14 protein-coding genes are annotated in these 18,572 nt (G+C 58.7%); 6 read left to right on the forward strand and 8 right to left on the reverse strand.

What is annotated here, in order from left to right:
• Nucleotides 1-3: 3 nt before the first annotated feature.
• On the reverse strand, nt 4-519 hold the full coding sequence (locus DB51_RS01010; protein WP_034250751.1) for an FHA domain-containing protein FhaB/FipA: 516 nt from the start codon (nt 517-519) through the stop codon (nt 4-6).
• Nucleotides 520-543: 24 nt separating this feature from the next.
• On the reverse strand, nt 544-1,245 hold the full coding sequence (locus tag DB51_RS01015) for an FHA domain-containing protein (RefSeq protein ID WP_034250752.1): 702 nt from the start codon (nt 1,243-1,245) through the stop codon (nt 544-546).
• A gap of 134 nt (nt 1,246-1,379) precedes the next feature.
• On the opposite strand from DB51_RS01015, the gene DB51_RS01020 reads away from it, so the two are divergent.
• From DB51_RS01020 to DB51_RS01035, 4 genes are all read left to right on the forward strand, one after another.
• On the forward strand, nt 1,380-3,647 hold the full coding sequence (locus DB51_RS01020) for a S9 family peptidase (RefSeq protein ID WP_034250753.1): 2,268 nt from the start codon (nt 1,380-1,382) through the stop codon (nt 3,645-3,647).
• 183 nt (nt 3,648-3,830) lie between these two features.
• The gene (locus DB51_RS01025) at nt 3,831-6,617 is read left to right on the forward strand and encodes a YhgE/Pip family protein (protein ID WP_051867124.1); all 2,787 of its coding nucleotides are present in this window, start codon (nt 3,831-3,833) and stop codon (nt 6,615-6,617) included.
• Entirely contained in the window at nt 6,614-8,854 is a 2,241-nt protein-coding gene (locus tag DB51_RS01030; protein WP_034250754.1) for a YhgE/Pip domain-containing protein, read from the forward strand. Before DB51_RS01025 ends, DB51_RS01030 begins: the two co-directional genes overlap by 4 nt.
• A gap of 46 nt (nt 8,855-8,900) precedes the next feature.
• A complete protein-coding gene (locus tag DB51_RS01035) occupies nt 8,901-9,947 on the forward strand; it encodes an alpha/beta fold hydrolase (RefSeq protein ID WP_034250755.1) in 1,047 nt (348 codons plus the stop codon).
• A gap of 116 nt (nt 9,948-10,063) precedes the next feature.
• Here DB51_RS01035 and DB51_RS10325 read toward each other — a convergent pair whose 3' ends face one another.
• The 5 genes from DB51_RS10325 to DB51_RS01060 all read right to left on the reverse strand — a co-directional run bounded on the left by DB51_RS10325 (nt 10,064) and on the right by DB51_RS01060 (nt 16,617).
• Nucleotides 10,064-10,225, reverse strand: a complete 162-nt coding sequence (locus tag DB51_RS10325; protein ID WP_034250756.1) for a membrane protein — start codon at nt 10,223-10,225, stop codon at nt 10,064-10,066.
• A gap of 174 nt (nt 10,226-10,399) precedes the next feature.
• Entirely contained in the window at nt 10,400-12,436 is a 2,037-nt protein-coding gene (locus DB51_RS01045; RefSeq protein WP_034250757.1) for an ABC transporter ATP-binding protein, read from the reverse strand.
• Nucleotides 12,436-14,289, reverse strand: coding sequence for an ABC transporter ATP-binding protein (locus DB51_RS01050; protein WP_034250758.1), 1,854 nt, complete (start codon nt 14,287-14,289; stop codon nt 12,436-12,438). Before DB51_RS01050 ends, DB51_RS01045 begins: the two co-directional genes overlap by 1 nt.
• Nucleotides 14,286-14,873, reverse strand: a complete 588-nt coding sequence (locus DB51_RS01055; protein ID WP_156958170.1) for a MarR family winged helix-turn-helix transcriptional regulator — start codon at nt 14,871-14,873, stop codon at nt 14,286-14,288. The genes DB51_RS01050 and DB51_RS01055 overlap by 4 nt, the downstream gene beginning before the upstream one ends.
• Nucleotides 14,874-15,246: 373 nt before the next feature.
• Complete coding sequence (locus DB51_RS01060) at nt 15,247-16,617, reverse strand: chloride channel protein (protein WP_202961977.1); 1,371 nt, start codon at nt 16,615-16,617, stop codon at nt 15,247-15,249.
• Nucleotides 16,618-16,685: 68 nt separating this feature from the next.
• Between DB51_RS01060 and DB51_RS09655 the strand changes: the two genes are divergently transcribed.
• Both DB51_RS09655 and DB51_RS01070 read left to right on the forward strand, forming a co-directional pair.
• Complete coding sequence (locus DB51_RS09655) at nt 16,686-17,162, forward strand: MarR family winged helix-turn-helix transcriptional regulator (RefSeq protein WP_084674466.1); 477 nt, start codon at nt 16,686-16,688, stop codon at nt 17,160-17,162.
• Nucleotides 17,162-18,109: a cation transporter gene (locus tag DB51_RS01070; protein WP_051867126.1), complete on the forward strand. Its 948-nt coding sequence runs from the start codon at nt 17,162-17,164 to the stop codon at nt 18,107-18,109. Before DB51_RS09655 ends, DB51_RS01070 begins: the two co-directional genes overlap by 1 nt.
• Nucleotides 18,110-18,189: 80 nt before the next feature.
• On the opposite strand, the gene DB51_RS01075 is transcribed toward DB51_RS01070, so the two are convergent.
• Nucleotides 18,190-18,438 (reverse strand): GlsB/YeaQ/YmgE family stress response membrane protein, encoded by a 249-nt coding sequence (locus DB51_RS01075; protein WP_034250759.1) that lies wholly within the window; start codon nt 18,436-18,438, stop codon nt 18,190-18,192.
• Nucleotides 18,439-18,572 lie beyond the last annotated feature (134 nt).

An 18,572-nucleotide genomic window follows, 5' to 3' on the forward strand; every position in this document is an offset into this window, starting at 1 on the left:
GCGTTACCTCAACTCGAAGGTGGTCGCGCCGATGCGAACAGGTACTCTGGGCTCCAGAATGGTGGGGGAGCTGATCCGCTGACCATCGACGACAGTGCCGTTGGTGCTGTGCAGGTCGTGGATGATCCAGCGGGCGTGATCCGGGTCAGGAGCCACGCTGGCATGATGCGAGGAGACGAACTCGTCGTCGAGGACCATGGTGTTCGACGCGGCGCGTCCCAGTGTGATGGCCTGATGGCCGAGGGGAACCGAGACTCCTGCTATCGGCCCGTCGATGACCACGAGAAGCGTCGGACCGGCGTTATGCTCGGCGTTGCCCGATACGCCGCGAGGTGAGGTCGGCTGTGGCGACACCGACACCGCTTCGCGCGCGGCTTTTTCGCGTCTTCTTCTCGCTCGTGAAGGGCGGGGTGAAAAAGCGGTGATCTCCTTGTTCAATGAACGTATGGCCAGCCACACGAACACCCACAGCAGGGCCAGGAACCCGTACTTGAGGATGGCGAATGTAAGTTCCGTCATACTTTGACCTTACGCCTATTCGGCCTACCCTTGTTCCTGCGAAGAAGCCCAGTACAGGATACGGGTACGTCCTATGGTGACTGTGTTGCCGTCCAGGAGGGTCGCGGCCGGCACCTGGTGGCCTTCCACATACGTGCCGTTGGTGGAACCCAGGTCACGGGCAATCACGCCTTTATCGGTTATATCAATTTCAAGATGCCTGCGGGATATGCCCGGGTCATCAATGACGATGTCGCTGTTCGAGCCTCTGCCCAGAACCGTTTTCGGAGCCGTGAGCAGATATTGCCTGCCATTGATCTCCAGGACGGGGCAGTCCTTGCTTTCGCTCGGAGTGGTCACGGGCGCGGCGTTGCCTTGCACGGATTCGGAGGCGAGGTGGAAATCACCCTTGCTGAGGTTCAGGTCCTCTTCAAAGATCACGACCACCGGGCCGACGAAGGCGTAATGCTGGCTTTCGGCGTATTTGGTGAGGTTGTCGGCCAATTCGTTGGCCAGCGCCTCGGAACCCCACTGCTCGATACGGTCGAAGTCCGGAGTGGACAGCTTGAAGCGGTATTCGTTGGGTGCGACTGTGCGGTCACGACCCATAGGCATCGCCTGTGCGTCGATTTCGCGCTCAAGTGCGCTGGACAGATCGACAGGCTGAAGATCCTTGGAGCCGAACTTTGAGAATACGCCGTTAACGGCACTTTCAACGCTTTTCTCAAAACGGTCGAGAACGCTCATAGTCATCCCTTTCTATATACTCACATCATCCTACGCAGTGCGCTCGGCCTGTATCGCTGGGGGAGGCAATACTTGCAAAGTCTTCAAGCGAAGGGCACTACGACCGCTTCAGACATGGTGCTAGCGTGAGTTGCATGGGCGAATCCAAGCATACCTTGAGTAATGATGTGATATCCGATTTTCCGGGAAAGCGTGCCAGAACACTACGTTTCAGCCTCGGTGCCCCGCGTTCGGCACAGGTGATCGGCGGTGGCAGCAGAGCGTTGTTCCTGCGCTCCGATGGTCCTGAAGACCTGGCCACGAGCTTGTGGATCAGTGTATTCGACGAGCATGGTGAGCATGCGGAGCATCTCTTGGCCGATCCGCGCGAGCTGCTCGGCGGTGAGCGTCGGGAGGAAATACCCGCGGAGGAGCGGGCCCGGCGCGAACGAGCCCGTGAGGGTGCGGAAGGCATCGTCTCCTTCAGTGTCGATGATGCCGGTGACACCGTCGTATTCCCTCTGGACGGGAGACTTTGGGCTGGCCGTATCGGTGCCGACGCCGACAAGGTGCGAATAGGTGAGGTCCCTGTTTCAGGCGGTGCGCGAATCGAAGCCCGTGATCTGCAGCCGGTACTCAACCCCCGCATCAGTCCGGACGGCACTCTTGTGGCGTACACCACGGGCCGCAAGATGGTGGTCGTGCCTGTCAACGCGGGTGCTCAGGCGAAAGTCGTCCTGGATGTCGATGCCACCGTTCGGCCCGACACCACAGTCGGACTCGCTGAGTTCGTCGCTGGCGAGGAGATGGACAGATACGAGGGATTCTGGTGGTCTCCCGATTCGGATGCCCTGCTGGTGGAGCGGGCGGATGAGTCCAGGGAGACGATGTGGTACATCAGCGATCCCGCGAATCCGGATCATCCGGCGGTTGGGCGCAGATACCCCCGCGCGTTGACCGACAATGCCGAGGTCGACCTCGTCGCCTTGCGTCTGTCGAGGGATTCCGGACCTGCCGGCAGCATCGAGATAGCTGTCGCTGCAAGCGCCGATGTCCATTGGGACCAGCAGGAATACGAGTATCTGTCCGCGCTGCGCTGGCAGCAGGGGAACGACCCCCTGGCCTTGGTCCAGAACCGCTTGCAGAACAAGGACCGTATTGTGACGATCCCACTTGCTTCCGAACTGGATTCCGCAGGCGGCGAGCATGATATCGAAGCAACCGTTCTGTTGGAACATGGCAGTGACACGTGGATTGACCTCTTTGCGGGTTGCCCCTGCCGTACTCCACGCGGAGAGCTGATCAGTGCCGTATCCGATGAGCGGAGCGACACCAACAGGCTGGAGATTGACGGCAAGGCTTTCACCCCGGCGGGGTGGCAGCTGCGGGAACTGCTGGATGTCGACGAGAGCGGTGTGCTTGCCGTGGCATCGCAGGATCCCAGAAGCTTCGATGTGGTGGCATTCGGTTTCGACGGTTCCGTGAGAAGACTCAATGAGCGGCCAGGTGTATGGACCGCATCCCGGGCGTCTTCGGGCATGGTCCTCAGCGGCAGGGATATGGACAACGCCCGTAGCGTGATGACGCACTCCTGGGTCAGAGGCAACGAGGTGTTCCGCGCCACTATTGGCAACCACGCCGCCGAAGCAGGCTTTGCGCCTCGTGTCCAATTCCTGCAACTCGGTGGTGATCGTTTGCAGGCCGCCGTCATCCGCCCCTCCCAAGGCAGCAGGTATGAGCATGCCGAGAAACTACCCGTGCTGCTCAAGCCCTATGGAGGCCCGGGATTCCAGCAAGTGGTCTACAGTCAGGCGATGTATCTGGAGGCGCAGTGGTGGGCGGACCAGGGCTTTATCGTACTGACCGCGGACGGTCACGGTACGACGGGCCGCGGACCCTCATGGGATCGGGCAATCTTCAAGAACATGGCCGAAGTGACGCTCAACGACCAGATAGCAGCCCTGCATGCCCTTCCCGAGGCCGTTCCGGAGGCAGATCTCGAGCACGTGGCCATGATCGGTTGGTCATATGGTGGATTCCTGTCGGCGCTCGCCGTGCTGAGGGCCCCGGAGGCCGTGCACGCCGCATGTGCGGGGGCGCCGCCTACCGACTGGACCTTGTACGACACCCATTACACCGAACGCTACCTCGGACTCGATCCGCAGGTGTATGAGGACAACAGCCTTCTCGACGATGCCGCAGGTCTGAAACGTCCCTTGATGCTGATTCACGGATTCGCGGATGACAACGTCTCCGTGGCGAATACCCTGCGTCTTTCGCAGGCCTTGCTTGCCGCGGGCAGGGATCATACGGTGCTGCCACTTAACGGCATCACCCATATGACCAATGATGAGACCGTGGCCGAAAATCTGCTGCTTGCCCAGCGCGACTTCCTCTATCAGGCATTGGGTATGGAGGGCTAGGTGCGGAAAGCCGGGCTTGGCGGGCATGGCGTGGGGAGCTGACGCGGCGAAAAGGGATACCGCATACGGTGGGTTTCAGGTGTCCGGCGTCCCTCATCTTCCGGACACAGCCAAAGCCTGATGGCCGATGGCGGCGGTAGAGTGATGTTGAATTCGGGCAATGTGCGCTAAGGGGGCGATCGGTTGAAGGCTGTGTCACGCATCTTCTTTCGTGATGTCATTCGTTTGGTGCGCAACCCTGTGGCCGTGGTGATCACCCTGGGGGTAATCATCATCCCGTCTCTGTACGCATGGTTCAACATCATTGCCAACTGGGACCCGTATGCGAATACCGGCAATATCAAGGTGGCCGTAGCCAACGCGGATACGGGGTATACATCCGATATCGCAGGGGATCTCAACGCCGGCAAGCAGGTCGTGCAGAAGCTGAAGAGCGATCATCAGCTGGGATGGACCTTCGTCGACCGAGAACAGGCGGTCGAAGGTGTGCATTCAGGCGAATATTACGCTGCCATCGTCATCCCGAAGGATTTCAGCCGCAGCCTGATATCTTCGCTCGACGGCACATCCTCCCGTGCCTCCTTGCAGTATTACGTGAACGAAAAGAAGAACGCCGTCGCGCCCAAGGTCACTGATACGGGCGCCAGCACCATCGAAGAGCAGATCGACGCCACCTTCATCTCCACGGTCAGCGACGTCGTGGTGAAGAACATCACGAACGCCGCGGGAATCATCGACTCATCAGGCACGCAGGCCAGGGCATCGGTGACCGCCGACCTCAATGCGGCGGTGGATAACATCGCTCATGTGCAGTCGACCCTTGCCGATGTTTCGCAAACCATGCAGCAGGCCACGGAGGATATTCGCTCGGCCCAACAGGATTCGGACAAGCTGATCGCTCAGATCGCCACAGCCCAGCAGACCCTGCAGAACACCCGGAGTGTGCTGGAGCAAAGCCGGAGCAGTTCGCTCACCTTCTCCAACACCCTGCTCACAGGGTTGGGCAACGCGTCCACCGGGCTTTCGGGCATGGCAGTCGACGCCAACGCGCTTTCGGGAACCGTTGTCGGAGGATTCAACGATGCCGGAAGAGCTGTAGACCAGGTGAACGCTGCGGTGGGCAACGTCATCGATGCCAACGACCAGGCGATTGCGCGACTCAGAACGGCTCTGGAAGAGTCGGGACTCGACAACAGCGACGATCTGTACAAAGCCATCGAAGCTCAGATTCAGCAGCTTCAGGACGCCAACACCGTTCAGCAGCAGCATCTCGATGCTTTCAAGAACTCTTCGTCGACGATCATCAACTCGGGAAAATCCGCCGCGACGAATCTCTCGCAGGCTGTCTCGACTTCGACGAACAGTGGTGTGGCCGCTTTCAACACGGCGAGTGCGAACATATCCGGCACGGTGGTCCCAGGTCTGCTTAATGGCATGGACAACTTCTCCGCGATGACAGGCACGCTTTCCGGAACGATGACCGGTCTGTCCTCGACGGTTTCGCAGTCCAAGGCCCTGATGGGACAGCTCATCAGCACCATGGATCAGACACGGACGACCATGGCCTCCACCGAGGCGTCGCTGGCCTCGGTGAAAAGCGGCCTGACGTCCGTCCGCGATGATATCGCCGCATTGGGCAGCTCGGCGGTGATGCAGAAGCTGTCGTCGCTGCTCGATCTCGACGAGAACGGCATCGGCGAATTCATGGCCTCACCCGTGGCTCTGAGAACGACGGTGGTCTATCCGATCGGCAACTACGGTTCGGCGGTCACACCCTTCTATACGAATCTGGCCCTTTGGGTGGGCGGTTTCGTCATCATCGCCATCTACAAGCTCGAAGTGGACCGTGAAGGTCTCGACAAGATGAACGCCGCGCAGTCGTATCTCGGCAGAGGCCTGCTGCTCAGTCTCATCGGCATACTGCAGTCTCTGATCGTGACCATCGGCGATCTGGTCATCGGCGTGCAGAACGAGAGACCGGCGCTGTTCATCCTTGCCGGAGCCTTCATCTCTCTGGTCTACGTGAACATCATCTATGCCTTGGCTTCGGCACTGCGGCATATCGGCAAGGCCATAGCAGTCGTGGTGCTCATCCTCCAGATACCGGGGTCTTCCGGTATGTACCCGATCGAGCTCATGCCTCAGTTCTTCCGCAATCTCAGCCCTTGGCTGCCCTTCACCTATGGAATCAACGCGATGAGAGAGACCATCGGAGGGATGTACCGCAGCCACTACTGGGGGAATATGCTTGCGGTGTTCTGGTATCTGCCCGTTGCGCTGGTAGTCGGCATCCTCGGCAAGAAAGTGCTGGCCAATCTCAATGCGATGTTCGACCGCAGGCTTGCGGCCACCGATCTGCTGATCACCGAGCAGAGTCATGGGGAACGCGATTCGATCGGCATGGGTTCCATTCTGGAGATATTCGCGAATTCGGGAGAGTATCGTAAGCGTATTTCGCAACGCGCACACCGTTTCCTCGCCCTGTACCCGAGTCTGGTGCGTACCGGTCTGATCATGGTCGTCGTGCTGCCGGTGGTGTTCCTGGTGCTGCTGTTCAGCGTCGAAGCCAAAATCGTGATGCTCACCTTGTGGATAGTGTCCATTATTCTGATTGACTTCTATCTCATCGTCGTGGAATACATGCGTGACAGTTTCATCAAACAGGTCGGATACAGCAGCGTCGTAGCAAAAGAGCTGCCCGTCGGAGCAAGGCCGGGAGATGCTCCAGACAAGTCCGCAGGGGAAGATGAGCATGTCCGGACGATGCGACCCGGTGACCACGGTGATGCCGAGAGCACCATGGTTCTTCCTCCGATGGCGACGTCCGAGGACGGCAGTGCAGTGCAAGCCGAGCCCGAAGCCGAGTCGCAGGGCGAAAGGGACGGAACGGACGAGACGACCGTGCCGCACGAGACGCGGGAGCCCTCAGAGACTCGAGGGGCACAAGGTAATCGGGGTGAGGACTCATGAGTGCAATATGGCGGATATTCGCCCGTGACCTTCGGAACCTGACCAGGAACGTCATCGGCGTCATCGTCCTGATCGGGCTGATAGTGGTTCCCGCCCTGTACGCGTGGTTCAACATCGCTGCGAGTTGGAATCCCTACGGCAATACCAAGGATCTGAAGGTGGCCGTGGCCAACGAAGACCGAGGATACTCTTCGGATCTGATGCCGATTCGCATCAATGTCGGCGAAACGGTGGTCAACAAACTCCGGGCCAACGACTCACTGAACTGGCAGTTCACGGACAGCGCCGAAGCCAGGGACGGCGTCGCTTCGGGGCAGTACTATGCGGCCATCATCATACCGAAGCAATTCAGTGCCGATATGATGACGCTCTTTTCATCCGAAGTCACCCATGCGAAGCTGGAATACGTCATCAATGAGAAATCGAATGCCATAGCTCCGCACATCACCGGTCAGGGTGCCGATGCCCTGACCACGACCATCGACCAGAGTTTTGCGAAAACCATCGGGACGGTCGGCTTGGATATGGCCTCAAGCCTGCTGAAATACGCCAAAAGCCCGGAGATGCAGCAGTATGTAAATGCCGCGACGGGGCATGTGGGAGATTTGGCGGGACAGCTCAATAGCGCCAGCGAACAGTTGCGCGCGTATTCGAGCCTGCTGTCATCCTCGCAGTCGATTATCACCTCCACGAATGCCCTGCTCACCCAAACGGGAAAATCGGCTGACGGTGCATCCGCCGCGCTGAAGCAGGGTTCGGACGGTATGAGCGCATTCGAAAGCACGTTGAATTCCAGCGGCAACGCGCTCTCCGCCGCGCTCACACAAGCCGACTCCGCATACGGGCAGGTATCCACGCAGATAGACAGTGCCCTCGCCAGCGCGGGGAAACAGTCGAGCGCGGTCGCGGACCAGATGACCTCTTTGCAAGGCACGGTGAATTCCGGTGCAGAAGGTTTCGGAAGTCTTGCGGACGACCTCGCCAAGCAGGCCCAATCAACCGAGCAGGCGGACCTGAAACAGGCACTTCAGCAGGCTTCGGATCGCGCAAAGTCCGCGCAGCAGTCGCTTAACGGCGTCGCCGACAGTCTGGGCGCCGCCGCCGGCAGCGTCAAGCAGAACAATGCATCCCTGCAAAGCGCCCAGCAGACGACCAAGCAGCGCATCGCCGAAGCCCGTGCCGCCGTGGCCTCGCTTTCTTCGGATTACGACGACAATCTCAAACCGAAGCTCAAGGAACTCAACACCTCCGTGAACGCCCTCATCGCCCAGAGCACGGCCATCGTCGGAGATTTGGGCGATACGGCCGGGGGCGTGACGCAGCTGTCGGACAGTCTGCTGGGGAGCATCGGCGCAATCCGGACGGACCTGGACAAGGGAGCCGATGCCTTGGCAACCGCATCCGGGAAGCTATCCGATTTCGGCAACAGGCTTACTGCGGCATACAACAACGGCAATCCCGCGAACCTTGATCAGTTGAGCTCATCCGACCCCGACGCACTCGCGACGCTGCTGTCTTCTCCTGTCGCCTTGCACCGGGTAGCGGTCTATCCGATTGCGAACTACGGTTCGGCGATGACGCCTTTCTACACCGTGCTGTCCATATGGGTGGGCAGCGTCATCCTCGTGGCGATGGTGTCCGTGAACATATCGGATAGGCAGCGCAGGGCGGTTCTGGGACTGGACGACATCGGGCAACACGAACGCGATAGGCGACATGGCGCGCAGAGCGAGTTGAAGGCCCATCAGCGGTATTTCGGCCGATACCTGATATTCCTGGTCATCGCGCTGTTCCAGGCAGGTCTGGTCGCTCTGGGCGACCTGTTCTATCTCGGGGTTCAGGCCAACCATGCATTCAAGTTCCTGCTGGTCGCGTGGATGTGCGCCCTGGTGTTTTCCGCCATCATGTACACCCTGACCCTGTCCTTCGGGGATGTGGGCAAGGCGCTGTGCGTGGTGCTGCTCGTGATGCAGGTCGCCGGCTCCGGAGGCACATTCCCCATAGAGATGCTGCCGGGATTCTTCAGGGCGGTGTATCCCTTCCTTCCCTTCCCCCATGCAATCGACGCGATGCACGCAGCGATGACCGACTCGTATGGCGCGGAATATTGGGAAGCGATGGGCGCGCTCGCCCTCTTCCTCATTCCTACGCTGTTCCTGGGGCTGGTTCTGCGACGTCCGATGGTGCGTTTCAACGCCTGGGTGAACAGAAGCCTGGCGAGCACCAAACTCATGTAGCGGCACCGCCTACCAACTGGTGGCCCCTGGGTTGTAGCGTGGACGTATGCAATTCGAACTTCTCGATGAGAGTCACTACGCCGAAATCATGAACACGACCGTGGTGCCCGCCTTGGAATCCTGTCGGGTCGAAGGATGGATGGAGGCATCGCCCTCGTTGCAGGGCCATGCTCCACATCAGAACGGGAAACTGCACTATGTGTGCTATCCGGCCGAGGACTTCGATGGCCTGCATCGAAGCGAAGCGTCCGCGAGGTTGCGTGGCGTGGTGGTGATTTCCCACGGTTTCACGGAGTTCGCCGAAAAATACGATGAAATGGTCTGGTATTTCCTCCTGGCCGGGTACTCCGTATGCGTGCTGGAGCATCGCGGGCATGGCTTCTCGGTGAGGGATGTGCAGGACCCGAATCTGGTATCGATCGACGATTGGCACCGCTATGTCGAGGACCTGTCGCATTTCTGTTCCAGTGTGGCCCAGGAGCTTGCCGGAGGTCGGCCCGTCTATCTCTTCGGACACTCCATGGGCGGTGCCATCGGCGCCGGGGTACTGCAACGCTATCCGACGCTGTTCGACAAGGCCGTGTTGTCGTCGCCGATGATTGCCCCGCGTACAGGGATGCCGATGCTGCTCGCTCCGATGGTTGTCGGTGCTGCCTGCATGGCTGGTTTTTCCTCACGCATGGTGCCCGGGCACGCCCCGTTTTCTCAGGCCATCGACGAACGGGACTATCGAAGGGCCAGCGCGAATCGTATCGAATGGTTCCAATCCTTGCGCACCGAGCACATCGAGTACCAGACAAGCGCCGCCACCTTCGCCTGGGTCAGGGAGGCGCTGCGCATGTCGAGATCGCTGCTGCGGCAGTCGAACTGTGATCGCATCGAAACGCCGATGCTGCTGCTGCAAGCCACCAATGACGATTATGTGTTGGAACGGCAGGAACGGCAGTTCGTGGAGCAGGTGCAGGAAGGCGGTTGCCATGCCGAGCTGGTGAGGGTGGAAGACAGCAGGCACGAACTCTTCGGCATGCCGAATGCGGCGATGTCCTCATATGTGAGGACGATTCTTGATTTCTTCGACCGGGCCGTGCACTGAGTGCACTCGAACCTTGCACTGAATACGATACCTGCTTCAACAGGACAGCCTCATCGGTGATTTTCCGACGAAAACTGTCCTGTTGAAGCAGGTATCCTATTGCTGAAAGACCGGGCTCAGTTCTTCTTGGAGAACACGCCTTTGACGAATCCCCAGATGGCCGTGATGATGAACAGCACGAGCGACACGAAGAACAGCCAGATAAGACCCTTGACGGCGAGGCCTGCGATTCCGCCGACAATCCACAGCAGCATAAGAATGATGAATAAAGCTAACATAATCTCCCCTTGATTGCGCTTCAATAGCGGCTACATCATAGCAGTGTTCATCCGTTTCGCGGGCATTATTCATATGGGAGGTGATAACTGCACTACAAGGACAGCAATGTGGTGATAATTTCTCCGCAAAGCTGTCCTTGTAGTGCAGTTATCGGGCGTCGCAGGTGCACATGGTCACTCCAGTTCCAACGCGCCCGTGTACAGCTGATAGTACTGACCGCGTTGTGCGATCAGCTCATCATGCGTGCCCCGTTCGATGATCGCGCCGTGGTCGAGCACCATAATCACATCCGCATTGCGCACGGTCGACAGACGGTGCGCAATAACGAACACGGTGCGGTTGTTCATCAGCGCGTCCATGCCCTGCTGCACCACTGATTCGGTGCGGGTATCGATGGAGGATGTGGCCTCGTCGAGAATCATCGCCGGTGGGTCCGCTACGGCGGCCCTCGCGATGGAGATCAGCTGACGCTGGCCCTGGGAAAGTCCGCTGCCGTCGCCCTGCAGGACGGTCTGGTAGCCGTCCGGGAGCATACGGATGAAACCGTCGGCATTGGTCAGCTTCGCCGCCTCGACGCATTCCGCATCGGTGGCGTTCAAACGACCGTAGCGAATGTTGTCCATCACCGTGCCGGTGAAGAGATTCACATCCTGCAGGACGATTCCTAGGGAATGCCTGAGGTCGGGCTTGCGGATGTGGCTGACATCGATGCCGTCGTACAGTATCTGCCCTTGCTGAATGTCATAGAAACGGTTGATCAGATTCGTCACCGTGGTCTTCCCCGCGCCGGTCGCGCCCACGAGCGCGACTTTCTGCCCTGCCTTGGCGAACCACGTGATGTCGTGCAGCACCGCTTTGGAGGGATTGTATCCGAAGGTCACATCGGTGAAGCGGACGTCCCCACGCAGCAGGGTAAGTCGCCCATCGGCGGAGGTGACGGAGCTTTCCCTTGCCTTCTGTGCCACCTCTGCTGCACGGGGGCTGAGCTGGCCGGCCGCTTGCATCGAATGCGTGCCGTCATCGTCGGCCTGTCGTTTCCATGCCCAGTGCTGGGTGGCTTCTTGCGACTCCCTGAGTTCTCCGTTGTCGTCGATGGTGACGTTGACCAAAGTGACCGTGCCGTCGTCCTGCTCCACCGGCTCATCCATCAGCGCGAAGATCCGTGATGCGCCTGCCAACGCCATCATCACCATGTTGAACTGCATGGATACCTGGCCTATGGGGTTGATGAAGGACCTGGAAAGCGTCAGCAGGGAAATGAGCGTTCCCAAGGTCAATGCGCCGGCACCTGAAAGCCCGATGTTGCCCCATCCTGCGATTCCTGCGATGCCACCGACGATGGCCAGCAGCACATAGAGCAGATAGCCCATGTTGCCCACCACGGGCATCGTGATGTTGCCGTAGATGTTTGCCTGAGTGCTGGCCTCGAAGAGCTTCTCGTTTTTCTCGGCGAAGGTTGCCGCGGAAGCATGCTCGTGGTTGAAGATCTTGATGACCTTCTGACCGTTGACGGCCTCCTCGACGAAGCCGTTGACGTCGCCTATGGACTGCTGCTGGTACATGAAATACCGACCGCTCCTGGTGACAAGCACCCGGACCACCACGATAAGGACCACCGTGAACAGCAGCGTGAACACCGTGAAGGGAATCGACAGCCATAGCATCGCCGCGAGGGCTGCCAGGGCCGAGACGGCCGATGAGAACATCTGGGGGAAGGATTGGCTGATGGCCTGACGGAGCGTGTCGGTGTCATTGGTGTATCGGCTCATGACATCGCCATGCTCATGAGTGTCGAAATACCTGATGGGAAGCAGCTGTTGATGGGCGAACATCTCGTCGCGTATCTGCTTGAGGGTGCCTTGTTCGACGCCGACCAGAAGCCAATTGTACAGCCAGGTGCTCAATGTGCCGACCGCATAGAGGCACCCCATGAGAATCAGCGCTTCGATCAGGGGCATCCAGTCTGGATTGTCGACACCGACGAGCGGCAGGATATAGGTGTCGATGAGCGTTTGCAGGAACAATGCCGATCCGGCCTGAGCCGCCGCGGAAAGCAGGATGCAGACGATGATTGCGGTGACTCGCCATTTATAGGTGAATATGTAGGCGAACAGTCGTTTGGTGGTTCCAGGTGCGGCTTTCGGCGCGCTGCGGTGTTCTGCCGACGGGGCGTCCGCTGCCTTGGTCGCTTTCGAAGTTGTTGTGCTCATCACTTGTCATCTCCGGAATTTCTGGTCTGGGATTCGTATATCTCGCGGTATTCTTCGCTGGTGCGCAGCAGCTCTTCATGGTTGCCGTGGTCGAGGATGCGACCTTCCTGCATCACGATGATGTCATCGGACTCCTGCACCGAGGCGATGCGCTGAGCGATGATGATTTTCGTCGTGTCGGGGATTTCGCTGCTGAATGCTTCCCGTATGAGCTGATCCGTCTTGGTGTCTACGGCGCTTGTGGAATCGTCGAGAATAAGAATCTTCGGATGTTTGAGCAGTGCGCGGGCGATGCACAGCCGCTGGCGTTGACCGCCGGAAACATTGCTTCCGCCCTGTTCGATGTAGGTGTCGTACCCGTCGGGGAACTCCGTGATGAATTCGTCTGCCTGAGCGAGCCTGCAGGCGTGGACGAGTTCGGCATCGCTCGCGTCGGGATTTCCCCACCTCAGGTTTTCCTTGATGGTTCCGCTGAACAGCACGTTCTTCTGCAGCACCATGGCGACCTGGTCGCGCAGCACTTCGAGATCGTATTCACGCACATCATGCCCGCCTACGCGCAACGATCCGGAAGTCACATCATAGAGACGTGGGATGAGCTGTACCAGGCTGGACTTCGACGAACCGGTACCTCCTACGATGCCTATGGTCGTTCCTGATTCGATGTGGAGCGATATGGAGTCCAGGACGGGGTTTTCGGAGCTGTCCGCATATCGGAAACCGACGTCGGAGAAGTCAACGGAACCATCCGCGACGGTGGTCAGAGGATGATCCGGTGCACTGACGGTACTGACCTCGGTGAGGATTGCCTGGATGCGTTCGGCGGATGCCCTGGAGATGATGACCATCACGAAGATCATCGAAAGCATCATCATGCTCATGAGAATCTGCATGGCATAGGTCACCAAAGCGGTAAGGTCGCCCGTGCTGAGGCCGTTGGCGCTGTTGTTGCCGGACGCGACTATCTGATTGGCTCCCAACCATGCGATGGCGATCATCGACACATACATGCACAGCTGCATCAATGGCATGTTGAAGCTCATGGTTTTCTCGGCCTTGACGAAATATCGGTAGATGCGTTCCGAAATCGCCGAGAACTTGCCGACTTCGTGTTCTTCGCGGTTGAAGGATTTGACCACGCGGATACCCTGAAGGTTCTCGTCGACGACATTGTTCAATTCGTCATAGGTGTGGAAAACCTTCTCGAATACCGGATGCACGATAACGGTCAGCGCGAACAGCCCGATACCGAGAACGGGTATCGTGGCGACGAACACCATGGATATCGAGGGGCTGATGCGAAAAGCGAAGACCCAGGAGATGATGACCATAATCGGCGCTCGCACGCCGAGGCGTATGAGCATCTGATATGCGTTCTGGAGATTGGTCACATCCGTGGTGAGCCTGGTGATGATGGAACCTGTGGAGAAGTGGTCGATGTTGGTGAAGCTGAAGGACTGCACTGTATCGAAGAGGTCGTGCCTCAGATTCTTGGCCAGGCCGGATGAGGCTATGGCCGCGTATCTGCCGGCTAGGAACCCGCAGCTCAGCGAAACGGCCGAACATGCGATGAGCATCAGTCCGAAACGCCAGATGTTCGGCATGCTCCTGCCGGAGATGCCCTTGTCGATCAGCAGCGCCATGACGGTCGGAATGATGATTTCCAGAACGCTTTCCACGGCTACGAAAGTCGGCGCCAGCAGACTTTCCTTTCGGTACTCCCTGAGGCTTCTCAACAGCGTGCTGATGGTATGGCTTTGCTGCTTATGCCCTTCCCCCTGCTCCTGCGCCGGTGACTGCGGTTGGGACTGTGGTTTCGGGGTGGTTGTGGCAGTTCTGGTGGTCGCTGTCATGATGTGCTTCTCCCGTTCTCTGCGTTTCTCTGATTCGTGCAGGACCCGCTTACCAGACCCGTATCCAGCAGATTGCTTCTCATGCGTATGAAATATGAGGAGAGCCGGGTCATTTCGGAGGGTGAGAATCCTTCGAACAGCGTCGTCTCCATGGCGTTCGCATTCCGTTTGAGCTCGTCGACGATGTCGAAGGCGGACGGTGTCAACACGATTCTTCTCAGTCGCGCGTCCCTTTCGACTGCCTGCCGTTCGATTAATCCCTTTTTCTCCATCAGGCTCAACACCCTTGAGGCGGTGGAGGGGGTTATGGAGCAACGTTCCTCGATGTCATATTGGAATATGTCGCGGTCCTGGTTCCGCGCGAGAAACATGATGATCCGGACATTGCCGCCGGTGGCGGTCCGGGCGCTTTCCGGCATCGTCGCATTGAGATACCTGCTGATCATATTGCTGAGCGAGCGTATCTCGAGTCCCAAAGGAGCATGATGACGTTCATGGTCATCGTGCGGACTTGGGGTTTTCCCCGATAGGGGGCGTTGGGACGTCGTCTCCGCCCCGTCATGGTGGTCCTGCTGATGTATCACTCGAACAGACTAGACCCTTGTATATACAACAGTTGTATATACAATAATTACCGATTTGCGCATCGAGCAGTCGACAACCGGAAGTCGTCGTGGATATGACGTTGACAACTGCCACGGGATGTGACCGGCCGCGGTGTGGATGCCGGGATGTGGCGCGGTATGGATACCGCAATGTGACGGGGATAGCAGTCAGGCTGGCGTTGGGGGACGCCAGCCTGACTGTATAGAGGAGAGAGAAGAAGGGTTCAGTTATGGTTTTCGGGAACCTTGAGAAGGGGAACGGGTTCCTGGTCTGAGAGGCGGGTGTCTCCTGTCAGTGCGGTGCACCACGAGGAGCTGTGCTCGACTTCCTTCGACAACCTCTAGTAAAGCCTTAGTGTCTGGGGAGGCCGTCGGATTTCGGTAGGAAGGGTGATGGAGTTTGCTGGGAGTCTCCTGAAACGCTTGATGCCAGTACCAGGCGGGATGATACGACTCCCAGGCATGTGGACAGTCCAAGCGGTCCGAGAGCGGTTATGGGTAGGTGGCTTATTTCCATCAGCATCATCAGTGCCATCAGAGGAGCCTGTTGGGAGGCCGACAGCAGGGCTACGGCTCCGACGATAGCGCATTGCCAAATAGGAATGCCTGGAAGCGTGCTTCCTGACGCCGTCATGTTCTGTGCCGCCAGATTCCATACTGCTCCGAGTGCGGCTCCCGTGCTTGCGCCCAAAGCGATGGAAGGCGTCAGCGTTCCTCCCGAAGCGCCCGAACGGATGGTCAGAATCGTCAGAACGGCTTTGACCGCTCCCAACAGCACGATGCTGAGGACGGCGGGTGATAGCGTCGCGTTCATGGCGATCTGGGCCAGCGCCCTGCCGTTGCCCATCACCGCAGGGCCCCATATCGATACCACGGCTGTCAGCAACGCCGCCAGCGGTAGCTGCCAGAGGATGTGGACGTCGGTCGTTTTGCGTTGTTCCGCCCAGGATGTCGCTTTCGCGAAGCAGCCGCCGATATATCCTGCAAGAGGCGCCGCAATGAGGACGAACAGCAGCAGTGGAGTCTGAAAATCCTGAGTGCCGGTCGCATAGTAAGGGTCCGTGCCGTGAATCATGCCACCGACCCATGCGGCGATGGCAGCCATGGAGAAGCTCACCGCCACAGTGGTCGTGGTGATGCGTTTGAGCAAAATCTCGATGCTGAACAGCGCCCCGGTCAGCGGGGATATGTATATTCCGGCGAAGCCCGCGCCCGCCGCGGCTGCGACGAGCAGACGACGGTCATCCTCGCGCAGACCGATGCGTCTGCATGCCCGAACCCATAGGCCGCCGAGCATGGCCCCCGCTTCTCGTGGGGCGACCTCTCTGCCGATCGAGGCTCCGGTCCCGACCAGGAAAATCTGTGTGGCGACGTGAACGATGGTTTGCCACACCGGCATGTCCCTGCCTTTGACGGCTTGCCCGACGGTGGGCACCGTTTTGGCGCGGTTGCGTAGCAGCCACCATATGACGGCGGCGATGATGCCGCCGATGACCACGGACGCGGCACGCCATAGCCAGGGCGTATTGAACGGTCCTGGCAGGGATGGGGACTCGTTGAAGTTCAGAAACAGCGACTCGACGGATTTGAGCAGCAGAGCCAGCAGGCCCGAGGAAAGTCCCGTGGCGACGCCCAGAACCAGCGTGGAGAGCATCATCGTCAGCGGCCTTCGCCAGGAGATGTTGCTCTGCCGAATCCGGGCTTTGCGGAACTGTGCATTCACGCAATCAATCTATCCGATGGTGTGCACACTGTGAACATGCTTGCACGGAAAAAGACCACTGTGGTTATATGGTTAGGCAAATAGAACTATCTGATTGGGGGATTATGGACCTCGTTGAATGCGTCGGACAGATGTACTACAGCATCGTGATCAACGAACTCAAGCGTATGCGTACCAGCGGTCTGTATCGCGGAGTTTCATACAACGGACTGCTCTACATGGACCTGATACGTCAGATGGACAATCCGACGGTGAGCAGCATCGCGGAAACGCTTGGGGTGGCCAAGTCCTCCGTATCGCAAAAGGTCAGTGAACTCGAATGCAGGGGGTTGGTCAACAGGGAGAGGGATGCCCTGGACGGAAGGGTCAGCCATGTGAGCATCGCGCCCGAGGCCGTCGACGACGTCAGTGCGATTGATGCGCCAATCCGCGCCGCTCTGGAGAGCGTGAGCCGCGACTACAGCGAGGAACAGATTCAGATGGTCTGCGCCATGATCACCAGTGTCGCTCGTGCATTGGATGCACAGACCCAGGATGACCGGTGATGACCGAGGACCGTCGCTCGCGCAATGTCGAGTCTCGCGCCCTGCTGGTGGGCACGGTTATCAACGGGGCCATGGGCGTCGCGGGGCTCGTGGTCTACCTGATTACCGATATTCAGGCGTTGTTGCTGGATGCGGCCTTCACCATCATCGCGGTCATATCGGGGCTGGTCTCCATCGCGATTTCCAGTACGAGCTCCACACGCAGCCAGCGATACCCATATGGCCGTTTCGCGCTTGAATCCCTGTATATGCTGGCGAAATCGGTGTTGATTATCGCTCTGATGGCGCTGACGCTATGGAAGGTCAGCGTCAAAGCTTACGACTACTGGCGATACGGTACAGGGGAAGCCATGAATATCGGCCCGGTCATCTTCTACGAGATCATCATGGTCACCTGCGGCTTCATCCTGTATGCGTATCTGCAGAGAAGAAACCACGTCCTGCATGACACCAGCTCGCTGCTCGATGTGGAGGCGACCAATACCAGAATCGACGCCTTGATGTCGGGTGGCATCGGCGTGGCGGCCCTGGTGGTGTCGCAGATACCGATGAATTCCCCCTTCGCATTCCTCCTGTACACCGGCGACTTCTTCATCACCCTGGTGCTGACGATATTCACGGTCAAAGACCCCTTGGTGATGTGCGGGCAGGCGTGGACGGAGTTGTCGAACGGCATATTGACCTCGGGGGGAATGCAGCTCGAGATCAGCAGAATCGTGCGTGATATGTCCCCCTCGAAAACCATAGGGCATAGATGCATGGTGTTTCGGCAGGGCAAAGGCCTGAGGGTGGCGATTCCGATCGTCGGTGATGCCGGTGTGGCCACCTCGGCCTGGAGGGATGCGGCCGTCGCGATCCGTGAGCGCCTCGCGCATGAGTACGGCCATGTCGTCGTTGAGTATGTTATCGGCGGTCAGGACGAGGAGCGTCCCATTCGTGAACGTTAGGTCGGACAAACGTCAGGCCGGTCGCCCCAAACTTTGGGGCGACCGGCCTGACGATGTGATGCTATATGACCTGCAGAGCGTCAGCTATTTGACTTGCTGACGAAGAAGGACACGACTGCGACGACGATGACAGCTCCGATAATCGAAGGAATCAGTGCCATTCCCGCCAGCTGTGGTCCCCATGAGCCGAACAGCGCCTGGCCGACGGCCGAACCGATCAGGCCGGCGATGATGTTGCTGATCCAGCCCATCGACTTGCCCTTGCTGGTAATGGCCCCTGCGATGATGCCGATAATCGCACCTACGATAAGCGTCCAAATCCAATACATGATTTCCCCTTCCGTTGTTCCACTCTTCGTGTCTCGATGGTAGAGAGAAAAATCGGGCGAGGAGTCTGGTTACTCTCGTAGCGTTGTGGTGACGTGCTTCGGGAAGAACGGCATATAATAAGGCTATTTTCCCG

The sequence above is a fragment of the Bifidobacterium crudilactis genome, from assembly GCF_000738005.1.
GTDB classification, from domain to species: domain Bacteria; phylum Actinomycetota; class Actinomycetes; order Actinomycetales; family Bifidobacteriaceae; genus Bombiscardovia; species Bombiscardovia crudilactis.

Bases quoted from the DNA above. Each gene is read 5' to 3' on its own strand.
- DB51_RS01010 (WP_034250751.1), bottom strand. From the start codon at position 519: ATGACGGAACTTACATTCGCCATCCTCAAGTACGGGTTCCTGGCCCTG.
- DB51_RS01015 (WP_034250752.1), bottom strand. From the start codon at position 1,245: ATGAGCGTTCTCGACCGTTTTGAGAAAAGCGTTGAAAGTGCCGTTAAC.
- DB51_RS01020 (WP_034250753.1), top strand. From the start codon at position 1,380: ATGGGCGAATCCAAGCATACCTTGAGTAATGATGTGATATCCGATTTT.
- DB51_RS01030 (WP_034250754.1), top strand. From the start codon at position 6,614: ATGAGTGCAATATGGCGGATATTCGCCCGTGACCTTCGGAACCTGACC.
- DB51_RS01035 (WP_034250755.1), top strand. From the start codon at position 8,901: ATGCAATTCGAACTTCTCGATGAGAGTCACTACGCCGAAATCATGAAC.
- DB51_RS10325 (WP_034250756.1), bottom strand. From the start codon at position 10,225: ATGTTAGCTTTATTCATCATTCTTATGCTGCTGTGGATTGTCGGCGGA.
- DB51_RS01045 (WP_034250757.1), bottom strand. From the start codon at position 12,436: ATGAGCACAACAACTTCGAAAGCGACCAAGGCAGCGGACGCCCCGTCG.
- DB51_RS01050 (WP_034250758.1), bottom strand. From the start codon at position 14,289: ATGACAGCGACCACCAGAACTGCCACAACCACCCCGAAACCACAGTCC.
- DB51_RS09655 (WP_084674466.1), top strand. From the start codon at position 16,686: ATGGTTAGGCAAATAGAACTATCTGATTGGGGGATTATGGACCTCGTT.
- DB51_RS01070 (WP_051867126.1), top strand. From the start codon at position 17,162: ATGACCGAGGACCGTCGCTCGCGCAATGTCGAGTCTCGCGCCCTGCTG.
- DB51_RS01075 (WP_034250759.1), bottom strand. From the start codon at position 18,438: ATGTATTGGATTTGGACGCTTATCGTAGGTGCGATTATCGGCATCATC.